The sequence below is a fragment of the Treponema sp. JC4 genome (genome assembly GCF_000260795.1).
Taxonomy (GTDB): Bacteria; Spirochaetota; Spirochaetia; order Treponematales; family Treponemataceae; genus Treponema_D.
Map to the genome: position 1 here is coordinate 1 of NZ_AJGU01000009.1, position 22530 is coordinate 22530.

Below are 22530 nucleotides of genomic sequence, written 5' to 3' on the forward strand. Positions count from 1 at the left end.
TAAGGCGTTTCTCTCACCTTACTTATTCCTCATATTAAAAAGGACTTTACAACCTTCCGGCCTTCATCGTCCACGCGGCGTCGCTCCGTCACACTTTCGTGCATTGCGGAATATTCTTAGCTGCTGCCTCCCGTAGGAGTCTGGGCCGTATCTCAGTCCCAATGTGCCCGTTCACCCTCTCAGGCCGGGTAACTATCGTCGCCTTGGTGGGCCGTTACCTCACCAACTAGCTAATAGTACGCGGGCCGCTCCTTCTGCGGTTCAAAAGAACCTTTCCTTGATGTCCTCTGACAACACCAAGCGTATTCGGTATTATCTCCTATTTCTAGGAGCTATCCCCATCAGTAGGGTACGTCACCCACGCGTTACTCACCAGTCCGCCGCTTTCATATCTAGCAAGCTAGATAATCACGCTCGACTTGCATGCTTAAGACGCGCCGCCAGCGTTCGTTCTGAGCCAGGATCAAACTCTCCATGATTATTTCAAAACCCCGAAGGGTATTGATCTCATAAATTGTAAGAACCTAACCAATTATAGTTGAATTGATTAAGAATCAGTTTTGGATAAAACTGATAAAACATGAAGTCAACTTTTAGAACTAAACTAGCGATTAAATCGCAATTTAGAACCTTACTTGTTCTACTTTTCTTTCCTTCCTTAAACTGTCAAACACTTAAAACCTGTACTTTTCGTATCTTTGGTTTTTATTTTGTCGAGCAGCAGTACTGCGCGACGGTGAATATGAATATATATGTTTTAGAAAAAAGTGTCAACAGTAAAAGTTAAAATTTTTGAAAAATTTTTAACTTTTTTGTAAAAATATTTGTAATTACCGATAATATTAAGAATTAAAGTGTGAAAAATTTTTAAAATTTTTTGAAAATTTAGTGAAAAGTTGTGTTTTGCAGGGATTTTTACCTAAATTTGCAGAAAAAAAATGCTTTCGCGAGCGTCCACATTTGCTCCGCCGAGAAATGCAGGTAAACGGGATGTATGGGATATATGAAATCGTTATCACGAGGTATGTAAGGGAAGCATTCTGATAGCGTTTCTATACTGCGCAAATATGGCCACCCGCTACGCATTTTTTTTTACTACCAGCTAACGATCAATTCAGCAGTTTTCTAACAACTCCCCTCTACTACGCATTTTTTTGTTTACAATTTCAAAATAAGTTCAATAATCGATTTCTTTTACGTATGAATATAAAACTTTCCAAAGTTAAGAGGCAGCATAGCCCGAGCTGGAGGGGCCTGGTGCCGGACGGAGGCGGGGAACGCAGACGGGAGGCACTGAGGGGACCGAACCCCGGAAGGGCGGTTACGAGGGGGACTGCTTTGGGTTATATAATAGAAAATCTTTATAAATACTTAAGGTCTGAAATATTGGTTAATATTGTACAAAAAGCGTAAAATAGATAAAATCAAGAGAAATATTTTTAAGCGAGGTTGATTTTGAAACTGAACGGTTCGCAGATTGTAATTGAATGTCTTATTGAACAGGGTGTTGATACTGTATTCGGGTATCCGGGAGGAGCAATCCTTAATATTTACGATGAGCTTTATAAGAACGAAGGTCGTTTGACTCATATTTTGACGGCGCACGAACAGGGGGCGGCTCATGCGGCTGACGGTTATGCGCGTGCGACTGGCCGGGTTGGCGTTTGTATGGCAACTTCTGGTCCTGGTGCAACTAACCTGGTAACTGGTATTGCGACTGCTTACATGGATTCGATTCCTATGGTTGCAATTACCTGTAACGTTGGACGCTCGCTTCTGGGTAAGGATTCCTTCCAGGAAATTGACATTACGGGCGTTACAATGCCTATTACTAAGCACAATTTTATTGTTATGGATATTAAAGACCTGGCTCAGACTATCCGCGAGGCATTTGCAATTGCTAAGACTGGACGTCCGGGACCTGTTCTGATTGATATTCCTAAGGATATTACTGCGGCTGAAACTGATTTTGAACCTTTGAAAAATATTAATGATGCGGAGATTCTTTCTAACGGTCATGAAAATATCCGCCGCGTTATTACTGTAAGCGATCCTGATGAAGGGGAACTTAAGGCTGCGGTTGAACTTATCAACGCTTCTGAACGTCCGATTATTTATGCCGGTGGTGGTGTAAAAATCTCTGGTGCTGAAAAGGAACTGCTGGAGTTTGCTGAAAAGGCTCAGATTCCTGTTAGTGAAAGCTTGATGGCACGAGACTGCTTCCCGGCTGACAATCCTCTTTGTACCTGGATGGTGGGAATGCACGGAACTAAGGCTAGTAACATGGGTGTTACTGAAAGTGACCTTGTTATTGCTATTGGTGCCCGCTTCAGCGACCGTGTTTACGGAAATGCTGATAAATTTGCCAACAAGGCTAAGATTCTTCACATTGATATTGACCCGGCTGAAATCAGCAAGAATATTGCAACTTATTCAAGCGTAATCGGCGATGCTAAGACAGTTCTTGCAAAGCTTACTCCTATGATTAAGAAGGCTGAGCACAAGGAATGGCTGGCACAGATTGATGCATGGAAGAAGGAATACCCTTCTTGCTACGACAAGAATCCTGCTAATTCTATTAATCCGAAATTTATCTGCGAGGAAATTGCCCGCGTTGCAGGTCCTGATACCTTTATTACAACTGAAGTTGGTCAGCATCAGATGTGGACTGCCCAGTTCTACCCTTTTACAAAATCGCGCAAGTTTGTAACAAGCGGCGGTTTGGGAACTATGGGATATGGAACTGGTGCTGCAATCGGTATTTTGTGTGCTGATAAGAAAAACCGCGTTGTTCACATTGCAGGTGACGGTTCTTTCCGCATGAACTGTAATGAGCTTGCAACAATTTCTCACTACAATCTGCCACTGGTAGTTGTTGTAGAAAACAATAATGCTCTCGGTAACGTTCGCATGTGGCAGCGTCTTTTCTACGGAAAACGCTTCAGCCAGACTACTCTTGATTTTGGTCCTGACTGGGTAAAGCTTGCCGAAGCCTACGGAATTAAAGGTTACCGTGCAACTAACGCTAAGGAATTTGCTAAAGTGTTTGAAGAGGCATTCAAGAGCGGAAAGGCTGCAATTATCGATGCCCGCGTAGACAAGGACGAAATGGTATTGCCTATGGTTCCGGGTGGAAGTGCGATTTACAGCATGATTATGGAACTTTCTAAGGATGTTATGGATTAGATGATAATAGCAGAAGCGTTAAAAACAAAGCTGCGACAGCGGGTTTGTTTAGCTTCTACGAGAAATCATCTCAAGGGGCGAGACTAGCGAGCCCCATTACAAGTGTAAAAAAATGCTTTCGTAGAGAACCGTAATTTGCTCTGCCGAGAAGGCTCGACGCAAGCTTCGCTTGCTCTGTATGTTTCTTACGCGTTGTATCAAAACTATCGCCTTCAATGCGCCGCAAATTACGAACCTCTACTACGCATTTTCCCTCCAAATTATTCATCACCTTAGAAAAAATAGATGAAAAAAGCCGTGCGGACGCACGGCTTTCAAGTTTAACTCATCCTTCCATTACATAAAGTAAGTCTTAATCGGAGGGAATCCGTTAAATGCTACGCTGGCGTAGGTGCTGGTGTAGGCGCCGGTTGAGAGCCAGTAGATTTTGTCGCCGGCTTTGAGGGAAACCGGGAGCTTGTATTTGGCATTTTCGTACATAATATCCATACTGTCGCAGGTCGGGCCGGCAATAATTACTTCGCCTTCCTTTTCGTTAGGGCCGTCTTTGCTTGTAATGAGCGGATATTTGATTGATTCATCCAGAGTTTCGATGAGGCCGTTGAATTTTCCGGCATCTGTGTAAACCCAGCGGTTCAAGGCGGTGTTATTTTTGCGGGAAGTAAGAACAACTTCACTTGTCAAAATACCACTGTCACCTACCAATGAGCGTCCTGGCTCCAGAATGATTTCAGGAATATCATCTCCAAAGTCTTCTTCGATGTAACGTGTAATTTCAGAAGCATAAGTGCTAAGGTCATTTGTAGGATCGATGTAGCTTGCTGGGAAACCACCGCCCATGTTAATCATAGAAAGACGGATGCCCTCCTCTTCTTCAAGGGAAGTAAAGAGGTATTTTGCCTTGGCAATGGCATCATTCCACTGACCGATATCGCGCTGCTGGCTTCCTACGTGAAAACTGATTCCGTAAGGAGTAAGTCCGAGCTCGCGGGCCTGTACCAGAAGGTCGTATGCCATGTCCGGGTGGCAGCCGAATTTGCGGCTTAAAGGCCAGTCGGCAGTTGTTGTTGATTCAATAAGGATTCGAACGTAAATTCGGCTTCCAGGAGCCTGTTCTGCAATGTTTTTAAGGTCGTCCTTGCTGTCTGTTGCAAACATGCGGACACCCTTATCATAAAAATACTTGATGTCCTTTGCCTTTTTAATTGTGTTTCCGTAAGAAAGGCGGTCAGGACTTACGTTGAATTTGTTGATTAAATCGAGTTCATAGCGGGATGCAATGTCAAAATTTGAACCCATTTCGGAAAGCATCTTAAGAACCGGCTCTCCGGGATTTGCTTTAATGGCGTAATAAATGCGCGCATACGGAAATGAATCGCGAAGGCGGATGAAATTCTGCTTCACGGTGTTTAAGTTGATAACAATGTTTGGTGTTTCTAAATCTTTTGAAAACTCCAGAAAATTCTGCCAGTCTTTGTCACTGACATAGTCTTTACGATTAAACATGGCTTTTACCTGTTCGTAAATATAATAGCGGAAATCACATAACAAGCGTCAGATTAACTTTCCGCCCACATTGCTCTGCAGGAACCCTGATTTTTTCAATGGTAAAGGTGATAGTAAAAGAAAATGACAGATTGATAAATATATTTTGAAAAAAAAATATAAAAAAATAAGGCTTAAATGCCATAAGCCTTATTCATAAATATAGTAAAAATTCTAAAAAGTGCTAATTCGTAAAAATGGCTACCAGTCGCGAAGCTTGAGCCGAAACCGCGCGATAACGCGCTACACGCTGATTGTTGCAAAGAAACTATAGAATTGACCGCTCTCGCGGTCACAACAATCAGAGTGTTTTCGCCCCATACTTCACTCCTTCACGCCATTTTTACTTACCCTACAAGTTTCGATTTTTTTCTACTTTGTTACCTTCTTCTTCATAAAGAAGAGGAAGCCGAAGAGGCCGGCAAGGCCTACTACCCAGGAAATAAGGGCGCTGGCTACGATTCCCATGCTCTGGGTGAAGCCGGCGATGATGTAGGTTACGAAAGAAACAGCTGCTACAGAGAAAGCATAAGGCATCTGGGTTGCAACGTGATTTACGTGGTCACACTGGGCACCGGCACTGGCCATGATTGTTGTATCAGAAATTGGAGAAATATGGTCACCGCAAACAGCACCTGCCATACATGCAGAAATAGAAATGATGCGGAGAGCACCTTCTGGGAAGGCTGCAATACAGATTGGAATCAAAATACCGAAAGTTCCCCATGAAGTTCCTGTTGCAAAGGCAAGGAAAAGAGCAATTACGAAGATGATTGCAGGAAGGAAGTTCTGGAAGCCCTTAGCAGAGCCTTCTACAAGACCTGCAACATAGCTTGCTGCTCCAAGGCTGTCAGTCATAGCCTTAAGAGTCCATGCAAGAGTCAAAATCAAAATGGCTGGAACCATTGCCTTAAATCCGTCTGGGATACAAAGCATAGAAGCCTTGAAAGAAAGAACTCTGCGAGGAATGTAGAAGAGCAGAGTCAGAATAAAGGCTGCAAAAGAACCAAGTACAAGACCAACAGAAGCATCAGAACCGGCAAAAGCTTCAATAAAGTTCAGATAGCTGCCGTTTGCAACCATTTCACCTTCATTTTCACCAGGAACCTGAGCGCTGAAGAAGCCGCCTGTATAAATCATTCCAAGAACACAGAATACAATAAGAAGAACGATTGGAAGAACCAGATCAATTACCTTACCTTTTTTAGTATTGTCTTCTTCATCAGAATCTTCAGCTTCATCACTTGCCATTGAATCAAGGGCTTTTTCATAAGCCGACATAGTTCCATATTCAAAACGCATGAAAACCATGGCGAACATCATAATCAGAGTGAAGAAAGCATAGAAGTTGAAAGGAATTGCCTTACAGAAAAGGGCGATACCGTTTTCACCTTCGCTAACAAAACCGCTTACTGCAGCGGCCCAGGAAGAGATTGGAGCGATGATACAGACAGGAGCGGCAGTTGCATCAATAAGATAAGCAAGCTTAGATTTTGAAACGCCGTACTTGTCTGTAACAGGCTTCATAACCGAACCTACAGTCAGACAGTTGAAGTAGTCATCAATAAAAATCAAAATACCAAGACAGATTGTAGCAACCTGAGCGCCAACCTTTGTCTTAATGTGTTTTTTTGCCCAGTTACCAAAAGCTGCAGAACCGCCAGCTCTGTTCATAAGGGCAACCATAGTTCCCAGAACAACCAGGAAAACAAGGATTCCAACGTTCCAGCTGTCTGAAAGCTGGGAAATCATGCCGTCCTTAAAAACATGATTAAAGAAACCTGCAAAACCGCTTGCAGCATCAATGGCATAAAATACACCGCCAATTACAATTCCAATAAAGAGGGAAGAATAAACTTCCTTTGTACAGAGAGCCAGAACAATCGCAACAATTGCAGGCACTAAAGACCAGAACGAATTTGTCATAATTTTTCCTTTTTTAATGATTTATATGAGTAAAATTAATTTTTCAGGGAAGAAAAATCGGCATCCAGAGGTTTTGTAACACCTGCATCGCGAAGTTTTTTCATTACTTTGATGACGTAATTTAATTCATCAAGATTCGTAGCCGAGCAGTAAGTTTTCATCTGCTCAAGTGCTTTTAAAGCTTTTTCATTTGAAATCTCAATATTTTCCATAAGATTACCTCTGTTTATATTTTACCACAAAATTTGTTTTTATGTATAGAAACTATTTCGGACTTGCAAGTTATAATAAATTTTTCCTAAAAATGGCTCCCAGTCGCAAAATGCGTGTCAAAACCGCGCAATAATGCGCTACATGCTACTTGTGGCAAAGTAACTATTAGCCGTACCGCTTTCGCGGTACTCCACAAGTAGAATGTTTTTGCCACGCACTTTGCTTCTTCGCGCCAATCTAAGTGAATAATTACAACCTTTGCAGGGCTTTCTCTAATATAGTAATCAGCTCGGAATAATCACGGCGGACAACCTTGGTGCTGGCAGTTGTAATGTGCTCCAGTTCTGCATGAAAAAGCCGGTCTTTACCGGGAACTGGCATAAAAAGAATGTCGTTACGCACATAATAATGCTCTATGCAACCGCGGGGAAGAATATAAACCCTGGCAGCCTCGGCAGCGGCAAGAATGAATGAATAAAGATTCTTGATGATAGGAAGTGTCTGGGCATTTGCCTTTGAAAGATATTTTTCCAGTTCCGGAGTATAAAGTAAAATTCCCTGCAAAAGCACCGTCTTAAAAGTATCAACACTTTCTACATTCACATGCTTTGTTCTGAGGGCTTCAAGCTTTTCGATATAAAGGGAAAGTTTTTTAGGTGACTGCTCGTCCTTTGAAAGAATCTCTTTTCCGATTGATGTAAGGTAGCGTTCCAGCCTGAAAATCAGTTTTTCAAGCGTTATAGTGTGATTAAGCTCTTTAGGACTGAAAATTGTCTCATAAAAAGACAGCTGACGATCCTGCTGCTTTGAAAGCCACTGCTCTACCCTTTCATCTTTACAGAAAACATCACGAAGCTTTCCGCTGAATAAAGAATCCAGATCTGTAATGATGCGGCCGTTAGTTCCCAAAAGAGAACAGACCTTACAGAAAACGCCCAGCTCGTCCTTTCCGCCCACATCAATAATTCCCGTTCCTGCCGAAGAGTATTCATCTTCTATAAAAGGCAGAAGATTTGTGAACATCTGCTGGTCTGTGTAGCCTTCCACAAAAATCTGATTATCAGAAAAGAAAAACTGCTTGTGATAGGTGTTGAAGCGGGGCAAAAAGCGGCGGAACAAATCATCATCACTTTCGGAAAGACTTTCGATATGGGTCGGCTCGCTGTTTGTGTGGCAGGCAATTACGCCAAGAAGGTCTTCAGAAGTACGCAGATCGATAAAATAAGGCGAATGAGAAATTAAAAAGAAGAGTCTTTTGCGGTGACGGGCAGCAACCTTACGGAGTTCATTCATAAAAAACTGCTGGAACTGGGGATGCAGGTGCAGTTCAGGCTCATCAAAGAAAATTGCGTCATTTGAATTATTGTAAAGATTAACCAGCAGGATGATTATTTCCTTAAGGCCGTGACATTCCACCGAGTTCAAATCATATTCGACATTCCAGGCACGGTTTGTAACAACGGGAATAAAGGTTCCGTCAATGTCATCTACAAACTGAATGGTTTTTCTGAACATACCGGAAAGCACTGTTTCAACTTTTCCGCGGATTCTTTCGTCTTTACGTAGAACTTCGACCGCCTTCTGATGATTTTTTGTTCCCGGCTGTAAAAAGTGCACCTTATAGCCGGCAGCAGAAAAAGTTGAAGAAATTTCCTGAGCAAGGAGGGTTTTTCCGCTTCCGTTTGGACCAACAATCAGGTTGATCTGAGGCCATTCTGATTTTCTAAAAACTGCCTTTCCCCAGAGGAAGGGTAGTTTTACTTTTACATCAAGATGAAGCATTTCTTATTTTATAATAAGCCCGAAAAGCTGCAAAATCAATGACAGTTTTTCTGTAATTTGCTAGAATTATTTTATATGAAAGTAACAACACAAATTGAAGTGCGCTCCTATGAGCTTGATTCTTACAACCATGTAAACAACGCAGTTTATCAGAATTATCTTGAACACGCGCGCATGGATTTCTTAAATAAAATCGGATTCCGTTATAACGACTGTTTTAATGCCGGATATATTCTTCCTATAACCCACATCGACATCTGTTACAAGGCAATGGCGGTTTTAGGAGACACTCTTTATATTGAAAGCTGCCCTACCCTGCTCAAGACCGTACACGGCGCTTTTCATCAGACAATTAAAAAGGCAGACGGAACTGTTTGTGTTGAAGCTGATGTAGAATGGTGCATCGTAAGAAAAGATGACGGACACCCGACAAAACTGCCGGATGAGTTTATGGTAGAAGGCTTAAAACCGGAAACAAACTAATTTAACACAGAGGTATAATATGCAAATTCGAGAATCAGCAGAAATGTATCTTGAAACAATTTTGGTTCTCTCTGAAAAAGGCAACGTCCGCTCAATTGATATTGCACGTGAAATGAATTTCTCCCGCCCATCTGTAAGCGTAACTGTTCACAATCTTGAAAACGAGCATTACATAAAAATTGCAGATAACGGAAACATTACTCTTGAAGAAAAAGGCCGCGAAATTGCAGAACGCATTTACGAACGCCACCGGGTTCTTACAGCAGTCCTTACAAATATCGGAGTACCTGAAGAAATTGCCGAAAACGATGCCTGCAAAATGGAACACGTAATCAGCGAAGAAACTTTTAACTGCATCAAAAAGCACGTAGAAGAAGCTCACTGCCTGTAAATCTTGATTTTAGATTTCTTCCAGTTCTTCTACATCATCAATACCATCAATTGCTTCTATGTCTTTTAAGAATTCATTTTCTGAAGCCGGGGCTTTTTCTTCTTCTGTGAGATTTTTGGAATTTTCCTTCATTACGGCAATAAAATCATCTTTTGGAATTGGTTTTGAAAAATAAAAGCCCTGAAGATAATCGCAGCCAAGTTCTGTAAGCCAGTCTGCCTGCTCTTTTGTTTCAACACCTTCTGCAAGTACAGACATTTCAAGCGCCTTAATCATTTTGATTGTATAAGCAAGGGCGGTTGCGGCACGTTTATCCTTGTGGGCAGCCCAGACAATATACTTATCGATTTTCACCATCTTGAAAGGAAGGCTAAGAAGATAATTCATATTTGAATAGCCGGAACCGTAATCATCAAGAGAAAGTTCTATGCCGGCTTTAGAAAGGCGTTCCATGTTTTTTAAGAGTATCGCAGGCGTATGGGCAACCGCAGTTTCTGTAATTTCAAGATTAATTATAGAAGAAGGAAGCTTATAGAGGCTCTTTATTGTCAGAATCTGGTCTGCAAGAATTTCCTGCATGCACTGGGCAACAGAAAGATTAATATCAACTTTTTCAATTCCAAGTTCCCGGGTATTAATTGAAGAGAGGGTTTTACAAACCGATTCAAAAACAAACTCGCCTATTCGTAAAATTGTTCCGTTTTTTCGGAAATAGGAATAAAATCCTCCGGCGATATAAATTCCCCATTAGCATCCCGCAGTCTGATTAAGGCTTCAGCTCCAATAAGGCGCTTTTTTTGAGTTGAATAAAGAGGCTGATAATAAACTTCAAAACGTCCTTCGCTCATACCGCCGCGCAAAACACGTTCAATATAGGCAGTGCGTTTTTTTTCTTCGATATCAATTTCATGGGCAAAAACTACGCCCAGTTTATAGCGGTCATCATTTGTAACAAAATTGATTATATCAAGGGTATCTTCGGCAGACTGGGCATCTTTTGGACAGTCAATTATACAAAGTCGGGAATAAAGCTTAATTTCAACCGTGTCTTTTATCCAGGGCTGGCGGAAACGGTTCTGGATTTTACTAATAATTTCCTGACGTTCACTTTCGCCAAGGCTTTTATAAACGATTGCAAAAAGGCCGCGGTCAAGATTGTAAATCATTCCACCCGAAAAATTATGCTTAAGGAAATCTGCAATATCTGTATAAAGCCTGTTTACCTGGGCAAAGCCAAAGGTGTGAGATAAAAAAGGCACATCATCAATAATAATGGCAAGGCAGACATAAGGAGTTTCTGTTGCAAACTTATACTGCATCAGTTTTATGAAGGCATTCTGATTGTAAAGGCCGGTAAGATAATCGATAAAATCCTCTGGCTTTTGTATGTAAAAGAGAAAGGCCATTGTGGCAACAGCAATTCCAAAGGATTCTATCAAAAGACTTTCAAATGTAAGCTGAAGGGCAACGGAAAGAACGACAATTCCCGCGTAAATCAAAAACATCACGATTTTCTGTCTTTCTATGCGTTTCCAGTTTACAAAAAGATTAACAATAGAATAAATCAGATAGTAGGCAACAATTACGTGAAGGATGAAAAACCAGATATTATTTGAACGGTGATATAGATTGAATTCATCAAAATAAAAAAGAATTACATGAGAGCCGGAAAGAAGAGGCGTAAGCCAGACAAGAGAAATGGCGGCAATCCAGGGAAGAAAAATGGCAAGACGGAAAAAAGTCTTCTGTTTTCTTGTCGGCGGAATAGATCTTTCTACGATTGAATAGGAATATGCCGCCCATATCATGGCAAGGGAATCTGACCCCGTAAAATAAAGGCAGTTTGTCAGCCACAAAAGCCAGCGGGGAAGATAAATTGCATATGTGGTGAAAACAACGGAAACAAAATCCAGGACTGTAACAGTAAAGGAAGTGATAATTAAAAAATAGAAAATTTTATTCTGCAAATTAGGAATCGGGCGGTTTTTATGGAAAAACCACATGACAAGTATGCCTAAGAAAAAAGCCGCAATGTCAAATTCCAGAAAATGCATGCTTTAATGATAAACCTGAATTCTCTGTTTGTCTAAAATTTTCGTCTAAGCCCCTAAACTAGCCCAGTTTTTCTTCCAGTTCTGCCAGAGTAATTACCTGAAGTCCTCGTTTTTCAACCTTTGCGACAAGGTTTTCATTCAGTTCCGCTTTATTTTCTACGTCAAAAACACAAAGTCCGCTTCCGGTGCAGTGTTCATGAACAATACCGCCGTTATCATAAATGCGTTTTACAAGTTCAAAAGCGTAATCCACATCCTTGAGTACATGACCGTCAAGCTCAATGTGGATGCCAAGAACTCCCTTGTGGCGCGGCATAGGATTTTTCTTATTATAAAGACGTTTGATTTTTTCCTGCATTTCCTTGCGGTAAGCTCTTTCTTCTGCCGCAATAAGCATCTGTTCGCTGGAAATAAAAAAGTCCTTGTTTTCCTGCATTACCTCTTCGCAGGACTTTCCCTGCTCCATACAGAACTTTTTCATGCAGAGCATAGTCATCATTGCATCATCAACTGATTTATGACTCTGAAACTTTGCAACATTAACTCCAAAAAACTCAGCCCATTCCTTGAGCTTGCGCTTTGTTTCATAATGTTTGTTCAAAAGCTTTTCAAGATCAAAGGCGCGGAAATTAATATCTGGAAGCTCGTAGCGCTCATTTGCACTGTTAACAAAACTTACGTCGTTACCAACTGCAAAGCCCGCTATAAAACGGTTCCCGGTTGTAAAAAGTTTTTTTATATCCTTATAATATGCCTCATAATTTGGTTTTGCACGGAAATAATCTTTTGAGTAGGCAAGATGACATTCATTTTTGGCAGAAAGCAGATACCAGTCAAAATCGCATTCAGGATTAATTACAACATCTTCACTTTCCATGACATTTAATTCGTCATCTGTAATAACATAACCAAGGGAACAGATTTTTCCCACTCCCTCAAAAGTATTTGCACATTCGCAGTCAAAAAAACAAATTGCTTGTGGTTCATAAAATATAGAATACTGGATTTTTAAAAAGCATGCTATAATTCTTCTATGAATATACCATCTAAAAAGGACTTTTTTCATGATGTATTTGTAGGCGTAATTATTGCCTTTGTTTCAATTCCAATCAGCATGGGCTACGCAACGGTAGCGGGACTGCCGGTGGTCTACGGACTCTACGGCTCTCTGCTTCCAATTTTGATTTTTGCTTTTGTAAGTTCAAGCCCGCGATTTGTATTCGGGGTTGACGCGGCGCCCGCTGCCATTGTCGGTGGGATGATTGCCGCATGGGGGATAAACTCTGAGAGTGCCGCGGCAACAGCCATCATCCCTCTTATTACGCTTTTTGTTGCCCTCTGGCTTGGCATTTTCTTTCTTTTGCGGGCGGACAGGATTATCAATTTTATTTCTGAGCCTGTGATGGGCGGTTTTATCAGCGGAATCTCAACGACAATTATTCTGATGCAGGTGCCTAAACTTTTTGGAGGCAGTGCAACCCATGGGGAAGCAGTTGAGCTTTTGCTGCATATTGTAAGGCAGGCGGAAACTTCTTTTAATCTGCCTTCCCTGGTACTGGGACTGGGCACGGTTTTGATTCTGCTTGTGACGAGGAAGCTTTGTCCAAAAATCCCTATGCAGCCGATTTTAATGTTTTTAGGAGCGGGCATTTTCTGGATTTTCGGAGACAGTCTTGGCGGGCTTGGAATTGCAACCTTGCCTGCCGTTACAAAGGGACTTCCACGCCTTTATCTTCCGGATTTCAGCCTTCTTCTTGCCCACCCCCGCGAACTGATTATTGATACAGCGGGCATCGCAATCGTAATTCTTTCGGAAACCCTTCTTGCTACCGAAAACCTTTCCAGAAAACACAAGGAAAAAATTATTGCCCGACGGGAAGTTGCCGCCTATGCTCTGGGAAACTTTTCTGCAGCCCTTACCGGCACCTGCCCTATCAACGGAAGTATTTCCCGCTCTGGAATTGCAGACCAGCTTGGCGTAAAAAGTCAGATTATGAGCGTAACAGCCAGCGTGACTATGGCCCTGATTCTGCTTTTGGGAACAGGTTTTATCAGCTATCTTCCGGTGCCGGTGCTTACAGGAATTGTGATTGCCGCCCTGGTTGGAACTCTGGAATTCCGTCTTGCCCATAAACTCAAGCACGTAGACCGGCAGGAATTCTTTATTTTTTACGCTGCCTTTTTTGCAGTTTTAATTTTTGGAACAATTTACGGCGTTGTTGTCGGCGTTATTCTTGCAACCGTTACCTTTATTCTCCGCCTTTCAAAGCCTGCCAGCGATTTTCTTGGCATTGTACCGGGAATCAAGGGCTATTATTCACTTACAAGGCGCAACAGCCAGGCAAAACCTCTTAAGGGCGTTGTAATATACAGATTTTCTGCCCCGCTTTTTTATGCGAATGTAGAAGGCTTTTGCCATGATATCAGGAGGGCATGCGGGCTGGAAGCCCCGGCAGAGGTGGCAGTTAAGACCGGGCAGACAGCACTTACCGACCCGGGAAGCTGCCGCATAGAAGCGGTTCGCCTTGTTGTCGTAGATTCCAGCGGAATTAGCAGCGTAGACGGAACCGCATCAGAACGACTTCTTTCGCTTTACATAGAACTTCTTGAAGCGGGAATTAAACTTGTTCTTGCAGGCCACGTGGCCAGCGTAAATGACCAGCTTCGTGAATTTGGAGCCCGTGTCTTAATAGAAGAAAAAGCCGTTCGTCCGCGAATCTTATATGCCCTGCGGGATGCAGGCTTTACTCCGCCCTACACAGATGAAGATACAGAAATAATTCATTCTAAAGCCTATGATAGCCAGGAAAAAAATGAATACAACAGATATACAGAACAGATTGCAGAAATAGAATGGGCATATGGAGAGGAAAGGGACGAAGCCCTTGCTGAGCTTGCAAAAAAAATGCCCCAGTCCGAACAAAGCGAACTGGAGCAGGAAATCTACTTCGAAGAACTTGCCATGCTCAACCCGGAAATGGCTAAGCAGGTGGCAAGCATTATAAGTGAAATGGAGTCTACATGTGAAAAAGCTTCCGGTCGCGAAACGCAGTTCAAAACCGCGCCATAAGGCGCTACATGCTGGTTGCGGCAAAGAAACTATTTGACCGGTCGCTTCCGCGACCTCCACAACCAGAATGTTTTTGCCCTGCCTTCCGCTCCCTCGCGCTTTTTCAAAGTGCAACTTTTACTTCAGGTGCTCAACGACCAGCTTACCCATTTCCTTAGTACCAACGAGTTTTCCGGCAGCTTTAACTGCGTCGCGGTCAGCACCGGCGATATCGCCTGTTCTGTAGCCCTCGTTCAAAACTTCCTGAACGGCATTTTCAATTGATTTTGCTTCTTCTTCAAGCTTGAAGTCGTAGCGGAGCATCATTGCGGCAGAAAGAATTGTTGCAAGAGGGTTAGCAAGGTCTTTACCTGCAATATCAGGAGCAGAACCGTGAATTGGCTCGTAAAGTCCAGGGCCTTTTCCATTACCCAAAGAAGCAGAAGCCAGCATACCAATAGAACCTGTAATCTGCGAAGCTTCATCAGAAAGGATATCGCCGAACATGTTAGAAGTTGCAATAACGTCAAACTGTTTAGGATTGCGGACAAGCTGCATAGCGGCATTGTCGATGTAGAGGTAGTTGAGTTCAACATCTGGATATTCAGGTTTTACGCTTTCTGCAACTGAACGCCAGAGACGGCTTGTGTTCAAAATGTTAGCCTTATCAACAACAGTCAAAATCTTGCGGCGGCCTTTAGCAGCTTCAAAACCAATGCGGACAATGCGCTCAATTTCTTCCCATGAATATTTTTCAGTATCGTAAGCAGAACGTCCGTCAGAAGCAAATCCGCGGTCACCAAAGTAAATACCACCAGTAAGTTCGCGAACAATCAAAATATCCAGACCATCACCAACGATTTCATCTTTAAGAGGACATGCAGCCTTAAGCTGAGGGAACATAACAGCAGGACGAAGGTTAGCATAAACTTTCATGCCGCCGCGAAGTCCAAGCAAAGCCTTTTCAGGGCGGATAGAAGGATCAACGTTATCCCATTTTGGACCGCCTACTGCACCAAGCAAAACAGAGTCAGCACGCAGACAGATATCAAGCTGATCCTTTGGAAGCGGATTCTTGAACATATCAATAGCGCGGCCGCCGGCAATTACATCCTTATAAATCCATGTATGATTATATTTTTTTGCAATAGCGTTAAGAACGTTTACAGCCTCAGCTACAACGTCCGGTCCAATTCCGTCACCAGGAATAAGGGCAATAGTCTTTTCCATAAGTACAACTCCCACTCTGCGCGCCACTTTCCGCCCGCAAAGTTTAATAATATTTAATTCTCTTTAGTTATACTTAAGAAACAAATTAAAGTCAAGATGAAGGGCGGAGCCCTGCCCTACGCTCGCACTTCGTTACTCGCTACCCCACCCAGCGGGGGATACCCCCGCAACGCCCCCATAAAAAAAATCCTGCGCCTTTACGCACAGGATTTCATATAAATTCTAGCTTAATCTTTTATATCTCTTTTCAATGTCCCGGATAAGCTTAAACTCGAAAGAGTCACTCAGGGCAATCCAGCAGGCTTCAATCAAGTCGCCGGAAACACCGACTGTAGTCCAGCTGGCTTCGCCGTCGGTACTTTCGATGATTACGCGAACCTTAGAAGCGGTTGCAGATTTTCCGTCCAGAACGCGAACTTTAAAGTCCACAAGGCGGATGCGGCTAACTGCAGGATAGAAACGTTCCAGAGCCTTACGAAGGGCAATATCCAGAGCGTTTACAGGACCGTCACCCTCGCCCGCTGTAATTTCAATCTGTCCGTCAACTTCAACCTTAATCTGAGCGCAGGATGCAACGCCTTCTTCCGGTCTTGGGTTTGAACCGTTTGTCTGGTAATAGTGCAGCTTAAAGAATGGCTGATACTGAGCCAGCATTTTACGAACCATAAGCTCAAAACTGCCGTCCGCACCTTCAAACTGATAGCCGTTCATTTCCAGATCTTTCATCTTTGCGATGATTTCTTTTACGATTGGATCTGACTTCTGAACGTGTGGCGCAAACTTCTGAATCTTTTCGATGATTGTACTGCGGCCTGCAACCTCGCTCATAAGGAAGACTCGGCTGTTTCCAACAGTTTCAGGCGAAATATGCTCGTATGCCGAAGGATTTTTAAGAACCGCATCAATGTGCATGCCAGCCTTGTGAGCAAAAGCGCTTCCACCAACATAAGGCAGCTGGCTGTTCAGGCTGACGTTAGTAATTTCGCTTACACGTTTACAAATAGAAGTAAGATTTTTGATATTTTCTTCTGGGATACATTCGTAGCCCATCTTAAGCTGCAAATCAGGAATGATTGTAGAAAGGTTTGCGTTACCAGTGCGTTCACCAAAACCAAGAAGAACGCCCTGAACATGACTTGCGCCTTCTGTAACGGCAACAAGGGAGTTTGCAACGGCAAGTCCCGAATCATTATGAGTATGAATACCGATGCGGACCTTGCTTCCAAATGTTTTTACAACGTCTTTTACAGCCTCGCGAAGTTCATCAATCATAAAGCCGCCCTTGGTTTCGCAAAGGCAGAGAACCTCAGCACCGCCGTCAACCGCAGCCTGCAAAGTCTTAAAAGCGTAGTCATGGCACTGCTGATAAGCCGTAAAGAAATGCTCGGCATCGTAAAAAACAGTACGTCCGTTTTCGCGCAGGAACTCGCAGGTTTCGCGAATCATATTAAGATTTTCTTCGAGCGTAGTCTTGATAATGTCCGTAACCTGAAAATCCCAGGTCTTTCCAAAAATTACAACGTAATCAGTTCCCGCAGCAAGCAGACTCTGAAGGTTAGAATCTTCCGCACATTTAATATCCTTGCGGCGGGTCGAACCAAAGGCGCAAAGCTTAGCAGTCTTTAACTCAACCTTCTTCATCTCCTGAAAGAATTCCATGTCCTTAGGGTTACTTCCAGGATTTCCGGCCTCAATATAGCCGATTCCAAGCTCGTCCAGAGTCTGACAAATGTGGATTTTATCCTGAACCGAATAACTAATGCCCTCGCCCTGCGCACCATCACGCAAAGTCGAATCAAGAATCTCAATTTTTTTCATCATGTGCATACTAAACAGAAAAGCGATTTTTTTCAACCGCATGAGGTGGGGAAAGCCTTCCCTGCCGACAATAGAAAAAGCGTTAAAAACGACAGTCCGTTGTGACTGCCGTTTAGCTTTTACGATAAGATGGCTCGGCAAGCTATGCTTGCCGTCGCGGTTGCTACCCCTTCTGCGGGGCTCAATCGCCGCCCCTGTTTAATATCGAAGAGCCGTTAAAAAAATTGCAACGCAATTTTTAGGCTCATCAAGAAAACAAACTCGAAACAATTAATTGTTTCGCAACGCCTGGCTTCGTCTGAACTCCGCCGGCGTCACCTGATAAAATTCCTTAAAGACCGCGCTGAACTTGCTCTGGCTTTCGTAGCCTACGCTCTGGGCAATGTCGTTTATATTTTTGTCGGTCTCTTTCAAAAGCCTTGCTGCTTCTTCCATCCTGTGCATTTTGATGTGAGCCGCAAGGGAAGTTCCGTAAACGTCCTTAAAAACGGTTTTCAGCGTGGTCGTATTCATGGCAAACTGATGAGCGACATCTTCTATAGTAATGCGGCGGGAAATATTTCTCAAAAGATAATCGTGAACGCCCTTAATCGTTTCAACCTGATTTTCAAGATATTCGGAGTTTTCGTTTATTGATTCATGCTCGATTTTAAAATCCGGGCAGGTCATAACCATCAGTTTTTCAATAATTCCGTGAAGGATTTTTCCCCTTTCATTTTCAACCGCCGTGTAAAAAACTTCCTTCCCGTCGCGGTAACATTCAATAAGGCCGCTGTCTTTCAAGAGCCTAAGATGATGAGAAACCGCCGGCATGGTCATTTTCATAACCCCCGCAATATTCAGGACACATTCCTTTGAATGACACAGAAGCCAGAAGATTTTAAGGCGGGTAGAATCCGCAAGCAGGGCAAAAATGTCAGAAACAGCGGAAAATTCCTTATCCTTAGAAAGCTCGGAACACAAAAAATCCAGCTTAAAATACTCGTCGTGACTGTGAATCAGATTTTCCATAAAGACCATCCCAATCAGAAATAATAATATTCCAAAAAGAAATTTCGAGGCTCAAAAACTTGCGGAATTACACTTTGAATTATATTCTTTTTATAAAGATTAAACAAATGTTTAAGCGTGTAAATAAGAACGCGCGCACAGGAGGCCTATAATGACAAAAAAATATTCAATCGAAGTGGACTGCGCTAACTGCGCTAACCTTATGGAAGAAACTACAAAAAAGGTAGAAGGCGTAAAAAATGCCGTTGTAAACTTTATGACTCAGAAAATGGAAGTAGAGTTTGCAGACGGCACAGATGAAAAATCAGTTATGAAGGCTGTATTCAAGGCTTGCCGCAAGGTAGAGCCGGACTGCGAAATTGAATTCTAAAAACCGCAGGCTCTGACCGGCGGGCTCTCACAAGGAGGCAATTATGACAAAGAAACAGAAAAAAATGACATGGCGGATTATCACAACTTTTTCTTCACTTGTGATTTTACATTTTATTCCCTTTGAATCAAAAATTGCTTCCCTTATAAAACTTGTCCTTTATTTTGCACTTTACATTCTTATCAGCGGCGACATTCTAAGAAAGGCCGGCCGCGGCATCCTAAACCGTCAGGTATTTGATGAAAACTTCCTGATGGCAATAGCTTCGCTTGGAGCCTTCTCCCTGGCCCTTTACACAAAAAGCGGCGACTATGTAGAAGCCGTTGCGGTTATGCTTTTTTATCAGGTTGGAGAGCTTTTTGAAAACATTGCCGTTGGAAAAAGCCGCAAGAATATTTCAAACCTTATGGATATCCGCCCCGATTACGCAAATATCGAAAAAGACGGAAAGCTTGAAAAACTTTCCCCGGACGAAGTTGCCCTGGGCTCAATCATCACCGTTCAGCCGGGTGAAAAGATTCCGCTGGACGGAATCGTAACAGAAGGCAACTCATCACTTAATACCACAGCCTTAACAGGCGAAAGTCTTCCCCGCGACGTTTCAAAAGATGACGAAGTTATCAGCGGCTGTATCAATCTTACAGGAGTCTTAAAAATCCGCACAACAAAAGAGTTCTCTGAATCAACAGTTTCAAAAATTCTGGAGCTGGTAGAAAACTCAACTTCAAGAAAATCAAAATCAGAAGCCTTTATTTCAAAGTTCGCCCGCGTTTACACCCCTCTTGTATGTTACAGCGCCCTGGCAATCGCAATTTTACCGCCGGTAATCCGCGCCTTCATTCTGGGCTCTTCTCCCCTCTGGCAGACCTGGCTTTACCGCGCCCTCACCTTCCTTGTAATCAGCTGCCCCTGCGCCCTTGTAATCAGCATTCCGCTAACCTTCTTTGCAGGAATCGGAGGAGCAAGCCGCAACGGAATCCTTGTAAAAGGTTCAAACTACCTTGAAACTCTTTCTAAAGTAAAAACAGTTGTTTTTGATAAAACCGGAACCCTGACTCACGGAACTTTTGAAGTAAGCGGTATTCATCACTCAAAAATAGAAGACGAAAAACTTCTTGAATACGCAGCCCTTGCAGAATGTGCATCAAGCCATCCTATCAGCACAAGCTTAAAAAATGCCCACAATAAAGAACTGGATCGGAATCGCGTAAAAGACATTCAGGAAATCAGCGGAAAAGGAATTATTGCCACAGTTGACGGCGTAAAGGTTGCAGTAGGAAATAAAAAACTTATGGCAGAACTTGGAATTGAATACAAGGAATGCCATAAGCCAGGAACAATAATTCATATCGCGCTGGACGATGAATATGCAGGCCACATCGTAATTTCTGACCTGATTAAAAAGAATTCTCACCCTGCCATTTGCCAGCTTAAGCAGCTTGGAATAAATAATACCGTAATGCTGACCGGTGATGAAAAAAACACCGCCACCTTTGTTGCCGCCCAGCTTGGAATTGATCAGGTTTACGCAGAACTTTTGCCGGCCGATAAAGTTTCTAAAGTAGAAGAATTGATTGAAGCAACAAAAAAGAAAAATCCAGATGCCAGCCTTGCCTTCTGCGGAGACGGAATCAACGACGCGCCTGTAATTACCCGCGCCGATGTAGGAATTGCCATGGGAGCCATAGGAAGCGACGCAGCAATAGAAGCAGCAGACATTGTAATCATGGATGATGATCCGCTTAAAATTGCAAATGCGATTAAAATCTCTAAACACAGCCTTAGAATCGTACGCCAGAACATCACCTTTTCTATCGGAATTAAAGCAGCCTGCCTGATTTTGGGCGCCCTTGGTATTGCAAATATGTGGATTGCGATTTTTGCCGATGTGGGAGTTATGATTTTAGCCGTTCTTAATGCAATCAGAGCATTAAAAATCAGCTAAAACAGGGAAATTAAAGTTTATTTCTTGTAACGACTCTTTTAATAATCAGATAGAAGAATACTAAGAATACATAGGCAGCTGACAATATAAGGACAATAAAGTTATTGCAGCTTAAAAGATATATTGTTTCAATAATGGCAGGAGAAACCAGATATACAATAACGAGGAAGGCATTCAGAATAAAAAGCCTTTTTGAATGAATCTGAAGAGCATAAAAAAGACTTGAAAGCAAAGCTCCCGCCTGCATAATCATTGCTGCATACAAAACCGGTTTTATCAAAATCTGAAAGCCTGAATAAATTGATTCAGTTCCGCTTATTACCATGTATGGCAGGAATATTGCATAAAAGGACATAACAAGCGGAACAAAAGCAGCAGATTTAAAAAGAAGTGAATCGTGCGAAACAAAAAAGAAGGCTCCGTACAATATTGCTACCGGCAGCAAAATCTGAAAAACAAAAATGGATGAAAAAGTTTTTGCAACTGAATAGAAAATTACAGGATGCGAATACATGAAAAAACTTTTAAATCCACAAAAAATCAGAGAAATAAAAAATCCCAGAAGCAGACAGGGAAGAACATTTCTGATTTCTTTGTTGTAACAATAAGCCGTAAGACAAAGCGGCATCAATAGCAATAAAAATAACAGCATGGCTAAAATTTACACTTTATTTATTTTTCTTGCAATACAGCAATTACTTTGCCTTAATCCTTAGGATTTTTGCCTTACCTTCAACTGTAATTTTTTCTCCGGGCTGAAGGGCATAAATTTCTTCTGCTGCAATTGTTTTAGAAATTTTGTCGCCGCCATTACGGATTACAGCTTTTTCTGAAGAAAGAACATACAAAAGCTGCCAGTCTGAAGGCAGAGCTTCCTCATGTTCTTTAGAACAGAAACAACTCCAGCCGCCTTTTACATCAATTTCATCAATTGAAAAATATTCGCATTCAAAGTTTCCAGGGAAAGCTCCTACAGGGAAATCCTTATTTTCTTTGATTACCGCAAGAGCTTTTTCTACGTGAACTTCGCGGCCACGTCCCCAGTCATAAAAACGGTAGGTTAAATCACAAGACTGCTGAACTTCCATAAGTCTAAGTCCGCCGCCAATAGCATGAACGGTTCCAGAAGGAATAAAAATAAAATCACCCTTTTTTACAGAAACAAAGTTCAAATATGGCTCAAGAGTGTTATTTTCAATTGCAGAACGAAGCTCTTCCTTTGTAACGCCATCTTTTAGGCCGTAAACAAGTTTTGCATCAGGGGCAGCATCCAGTACATACCAGCATTCAGTTTTTCCACGGTTCCCCTGCCCTTCAAGTTCCACTGCAAATTTATCATCCGGGTGAATCTGAACAGAAAGTGTGTCATCTGCCTGAATAACCTTTACTAAAAGCGGATAATCACCACCACAGGCTGATTTAAAATCCTCCTGGCATCCGTTAGGGTGAGTAGATGCAATCCAAAGCTCGTAACCCCAGATTTTATCTGATTTAATTGGATTTAATTTTAACATAATAACTTCCCAA

The 22530-nt window shown here is 42.4% G+C and carries 16 protein-coding genes, 1 rRNA gene and 1 pseudogene; 6 read left to right on the forward strand and 12 right to left on the reverse strand.

The window, feature by feature from the left end:
* A 16S ribosomal RNA gene (locus tag MSI_RS14660) occupies nt 1-479 on the reverse strand; the annotation flags it as partial.
* A 976-nt stretch (nt 480-1455) separates the two neighbouring features.
* Here MSI_RS14660 and ilvB point away from each other — a divergent pair.
* The gene (gene ilvB / locus MSI_RS05605) at nt 1456-3186 is read left to right on the forward strand and encodes a biosynthetic-type acetolactate synthase large subunit (RefSeq protein ID WP_009104578.1); all 1731 of its coding nucleotides are present in this window, start codon (nt 1456-1458) and stop codon (nt 3184-3186) included.
* A 336-nt stretch (nt 3187-3522) separates the two neighbouring features.
* Here ilvB and MSI_RS05615 read toward each other — a convergent pair whose 3' ends face one another.
* The 4 genes from MSI_RS05615 to MSI_RS05625 form a co-directional block, all read right to left on the reverse strand.
* The gene (locus MSI_RS05615; RefSeq protein ID WP_009104581.1) at nt 3523-4692 is read right to left on the reverse strand and encodes a type III PLP-dependent enzyme; all 1170 of its coding nucleotides are present in this window, start codon (nt 4690-4692) and stop codon (nt 3523-3525) included.
* Between the two features lie 411 nt (nt 4693-5103).
* Nucleotides 5104-6657, reverse strand: a complete 1554-nt coding sequence (locus MSI_RS05620; RefSeq protein WP_009104583.1) for a Na+/H+ antiporter NhaC family protein — start codon at nt 6655-6657, stop codon at nt 5104-5106.
* A gap of 35 nt (nt 6658-6692) precedes the next feature.
* Nucleotides 6693-6869 carry a hypothetical protein gene (locus MSI_RS14665; RefSeq protein ID WP_009104585.1) on the reverse strand — a complete coding sequence of 59 codons (177 nt, stop codon included), beginning with the start codon at nt 6867-6869 and terminating at the stop codon, nt 6693-6695.
* 250 nt (nt 6870-7119) lie between these two features.
* Entirely contained in the window at nt 7120-8652 is a 1533-nt protein-coding gene (locus tag MSI_RS05625) for an ATP-dependent endonuclease (protein WP_009104587.1), read from the reverse strand.
* A 75-nt stretch (nt 8653-8727) separates the two neighbouring features.
* On the opposite strand from MSI_RS05625, the gene MSI_RS05630 reads away from it, so the two are divergent.
* Together MSI_RS05630 and MSI_RS05635 are read left to right on the forward strand one after the other, a co-directional pair.
* Complete coding sequence (locus tag MSI_RS05630) at nt 8728-9135, forward strand: thioesterase family protein (protein ID WP_009104589.1); 408 nt, start codon at nt 8728-8730, stop codon at nt 9133-9135.
* Between the two features lie 19 nt (nt 9136-9154).
* Nucleotides 9155-9526: a metal-dependent transcriptional regulator gene (locus tag MSI_RS05635; protein ID WP_009104591.1), complete on the forward strand. Its 372-nt coding sequence runs from the start codon at nt 9155-9157 to the stop codon at nt 9524-9526.
* 9 nt (nt 9527-9535) lie between these two features.
* On the opposite strand, the pseudogene MSI_RS05645 reads toward MSI_RS05635, so the two are convergent.
* A pseudogene (locus tag MSI_RS05645) lies at nt 9536-11580 on the reverse strand (EAL domain-containing protein).
* 58 nt (nt 11581-11638) lie between these two features.
* Nucleotides 11639-12646, reverse strand: coding sequence for an exonuclease domain-containing protein (locus tag MSI_RS05650; protein ID WP_039924371.1), 1008 nt, complete (start codon nt 12644-12646; stop codon nt 11639-11641).
* Between MSI_RS05650 and MSI_RS05655 the strand changes: the two genes are divergently transcribed.
* Nucleotides 12614-14650 carry a SulP family inorganic anion transporter gene (locus MSI_RS05655; RefSeq protein ID WP_009104600.1) on the forward strand — a complete coding sequence of 679 codons (2037 nt, stop codon included), beginning with the start codon at nt 12614-12616 and terminating at the stop codon, nt 14648-14650. The genes MSI_RS05650 and MSI_RS05655 overlap by 33 nt on opposite strands.
* Before the next feature lie 117 nt (nt 14651-14767).
* Here MSI_RS05655 and leuB read toward each other — a convergent pair whose 3' ends face one another.
* From leuB to MSI_RS05670, 3 genes are all read right to left on the reverse strand, one after another.
* Nucleotides 14768-15859 (reverse strand): 3-isopropylmalate dehydrogenase, encoded by a 1092-nt coding sequence (gene leuB, locus MSI_RS05660; protein WP_009104603.1) that lies wholly within the window; start codon nt 15857-15859, stop codon nt 14768-14770.
* A 222-nt stretch (nt 15860-16081) separates the two neighbouring features.
* Nucleotides 16082-17719: a citramalate synthase gene (cimA, locus tag MSI_RS05665; RefSeq protein WP_369759173.1), complete on the reverse strand. Its 1638-nt coding sequence runs from the start codon at nt 17717-17719 to the stop codon at nt 16082-16084.
* Between the two features lie 228 nt (nt 17720-17947).
* Nucleotides 17948-18688: a metalloregulator ArsR/SmtB family transcription factor gene (locus tag MSI_RS05670; RefSeq protein WP_009104607.1), complete on the reverse strand. Its 741-nt coding sequence runs from the start codon at nt 18686-18688 to the stop codon at nt 17948-17950.
* 151 nt (nt 18689-18839) lie between these two features.
* On the opposite strand from MSI_RS05670, the gene MSI_RS05675 reads away from it, so the two are divergent.
* Both MSI_RS05675 and MSI_RS05680 read left to right on the forward strand, forming a co-directional pair.
* Nucleotides 18840-19058: a cation transporter gene (locus MSI_RS05675; RefSeq protein ID WP_009104609.1), complete on the forward strand. Its 219-nt coding sequence runs from the start codon at nt 18840-18842 to the stop codon at nt 19056-19058.
* 43 nt (nt 19059-19101) lie between these two features.
* Complete coding sequence (locus MSI_RS05680) at nt 19102-21003, forward strand: heavy metal translocating P-type ATPase (protein ID WP_009104611.1); 1902 nt, start codon at nt 19102-19104, stop codon at nt 21001-21003.
* A gap of 10 nt (nt 21004-21013) precedes the next feature.
* Here the strand turns inward: MSI_RS05680 and MSI_RS05685 are convergent, their stop codons facing one another.
* Nucleotides 21014-21655 (reverse strand): hypothetical protein, encoded by a 642-nt coding sequence (locus MSI_RS05685; RefSeq protein ID WP_155815500.1) that lies wholly within the window; start codon nt 21653-21655, stop codon nt 21014-21016.
* A gap of 43 nt (nt 21656-21698) precedes the next feature.
* Nucleotides 21699-22517: a type I phosphomannose isomerase catalytic subunit gene (locus MSI_RS05690; protein WP_009104614.1), complete on the reverse strand. Its 819-nt coding sequence runs from the start codon at nt 22515-22517 to the stop codon at nt 21699-21701.
* Between the last annotated feature and the right edge of the window lie 13 nt (nt 22518-22530).

Coding starts and splice junctions, on each gene's coding strand:
- MSI_RS05615 (WP_009104581.1), bottom strand. CDS start 4,692: ATGTTTAATCGTAAAGACTATGTCAGTGACAAAGACTGGCAGAATTTT.
- MSI_RS05620 (WP_009104583.1), bottom strand. CDS start 6,657: ATGACAAATTCGTTCTGGTCTTTAGTGCCTGCAATTGTTGCGATTGTT.
- MSI_RS14665 (WP_009104585.1), bottom strand. CDS start 6,869: ATGGAAAATATTGAGATTTCAAATGAAAAAGCTTTAAAAGCACTTGAG.
- MSI_RS05625 (WP_009104587.1), bottom strand. CDS start 8,652: ATGCTTCATCTTGATGTAAAAGTAAAACTACCCTTCCTCTGGGGAAAG.
- MSI_RS05630 (WP_009104589.1), top strand. CDS start 8,728: ATGAAAGTAACAACACAAATTGAAGTGCGCTCCTATGAGCTTGATTCT.
- MSI_RS05635 (WP_009104591.1), top strand. CDS start 9,155: ATGCAAATTCGAGAATCAGCAGAAATGTATCTTGAAACAATTTTGGTT.
- MSI_RS05655 (WP_009104600.1), top strand. CDS start 12,614: ATGAATATACCATCTAAAAAGGACTTTTTTCATGATGTATTTGTAGGC.
- MSI_RS05650 (WP_039924371.1), bottom strand. CDS start 12,646: ATGAAAAAAGTCCTTTTTAGATGGTATATTCATAGAAGAATTATAGCA.
- leuB (WP_009104603.1), bottom strand. CDS start 15,859: ATGGAAAAGACTATTGCCCTTATTCCTGGTGACGGAATTGGACCGGAC.
- cimA (WP_369759173.1), bottom strand. CDS start 17,719: ATGCGGTTGAAAAAAATCGCTTTTCTGTTTAGTATGCACATGATGAAA.
- MSI_RS05670 (WP_009104607.1), bottom strand. CDS start 18,688: ATGGAAAATCTGATTCACAGTCACGACGAGTATTTTAAGCTGGATTTT.
- MSI_RS05675 (WP_009104609.1), top strand. CDS start 18,840: ATGACAAAAAAATATTCAATCGAAGTGGACTGCGCTAACTGCGCTAAC.
- MSI_RS05680 (WP_009104611.1), top strand. CDS start 19,102: ATGACAAAGAAACAGAAAAAAATGACATGGCGGATTATCACAACTTTT.
- MSI_RS05685 (WP_155815500.1), bottom strand. CDS start 21,655: ATGCTGTTATTTTTATTGCTATTGATGCCGCTTTGTCTTACGGCTTAT.
- MSI_RS05690 (WP_009104614.1), bottom strand. CDS start 22,517: ATGTTAAAATTAAATCCAATTAAATCAGATAAAATCTGGGGTTACGAG.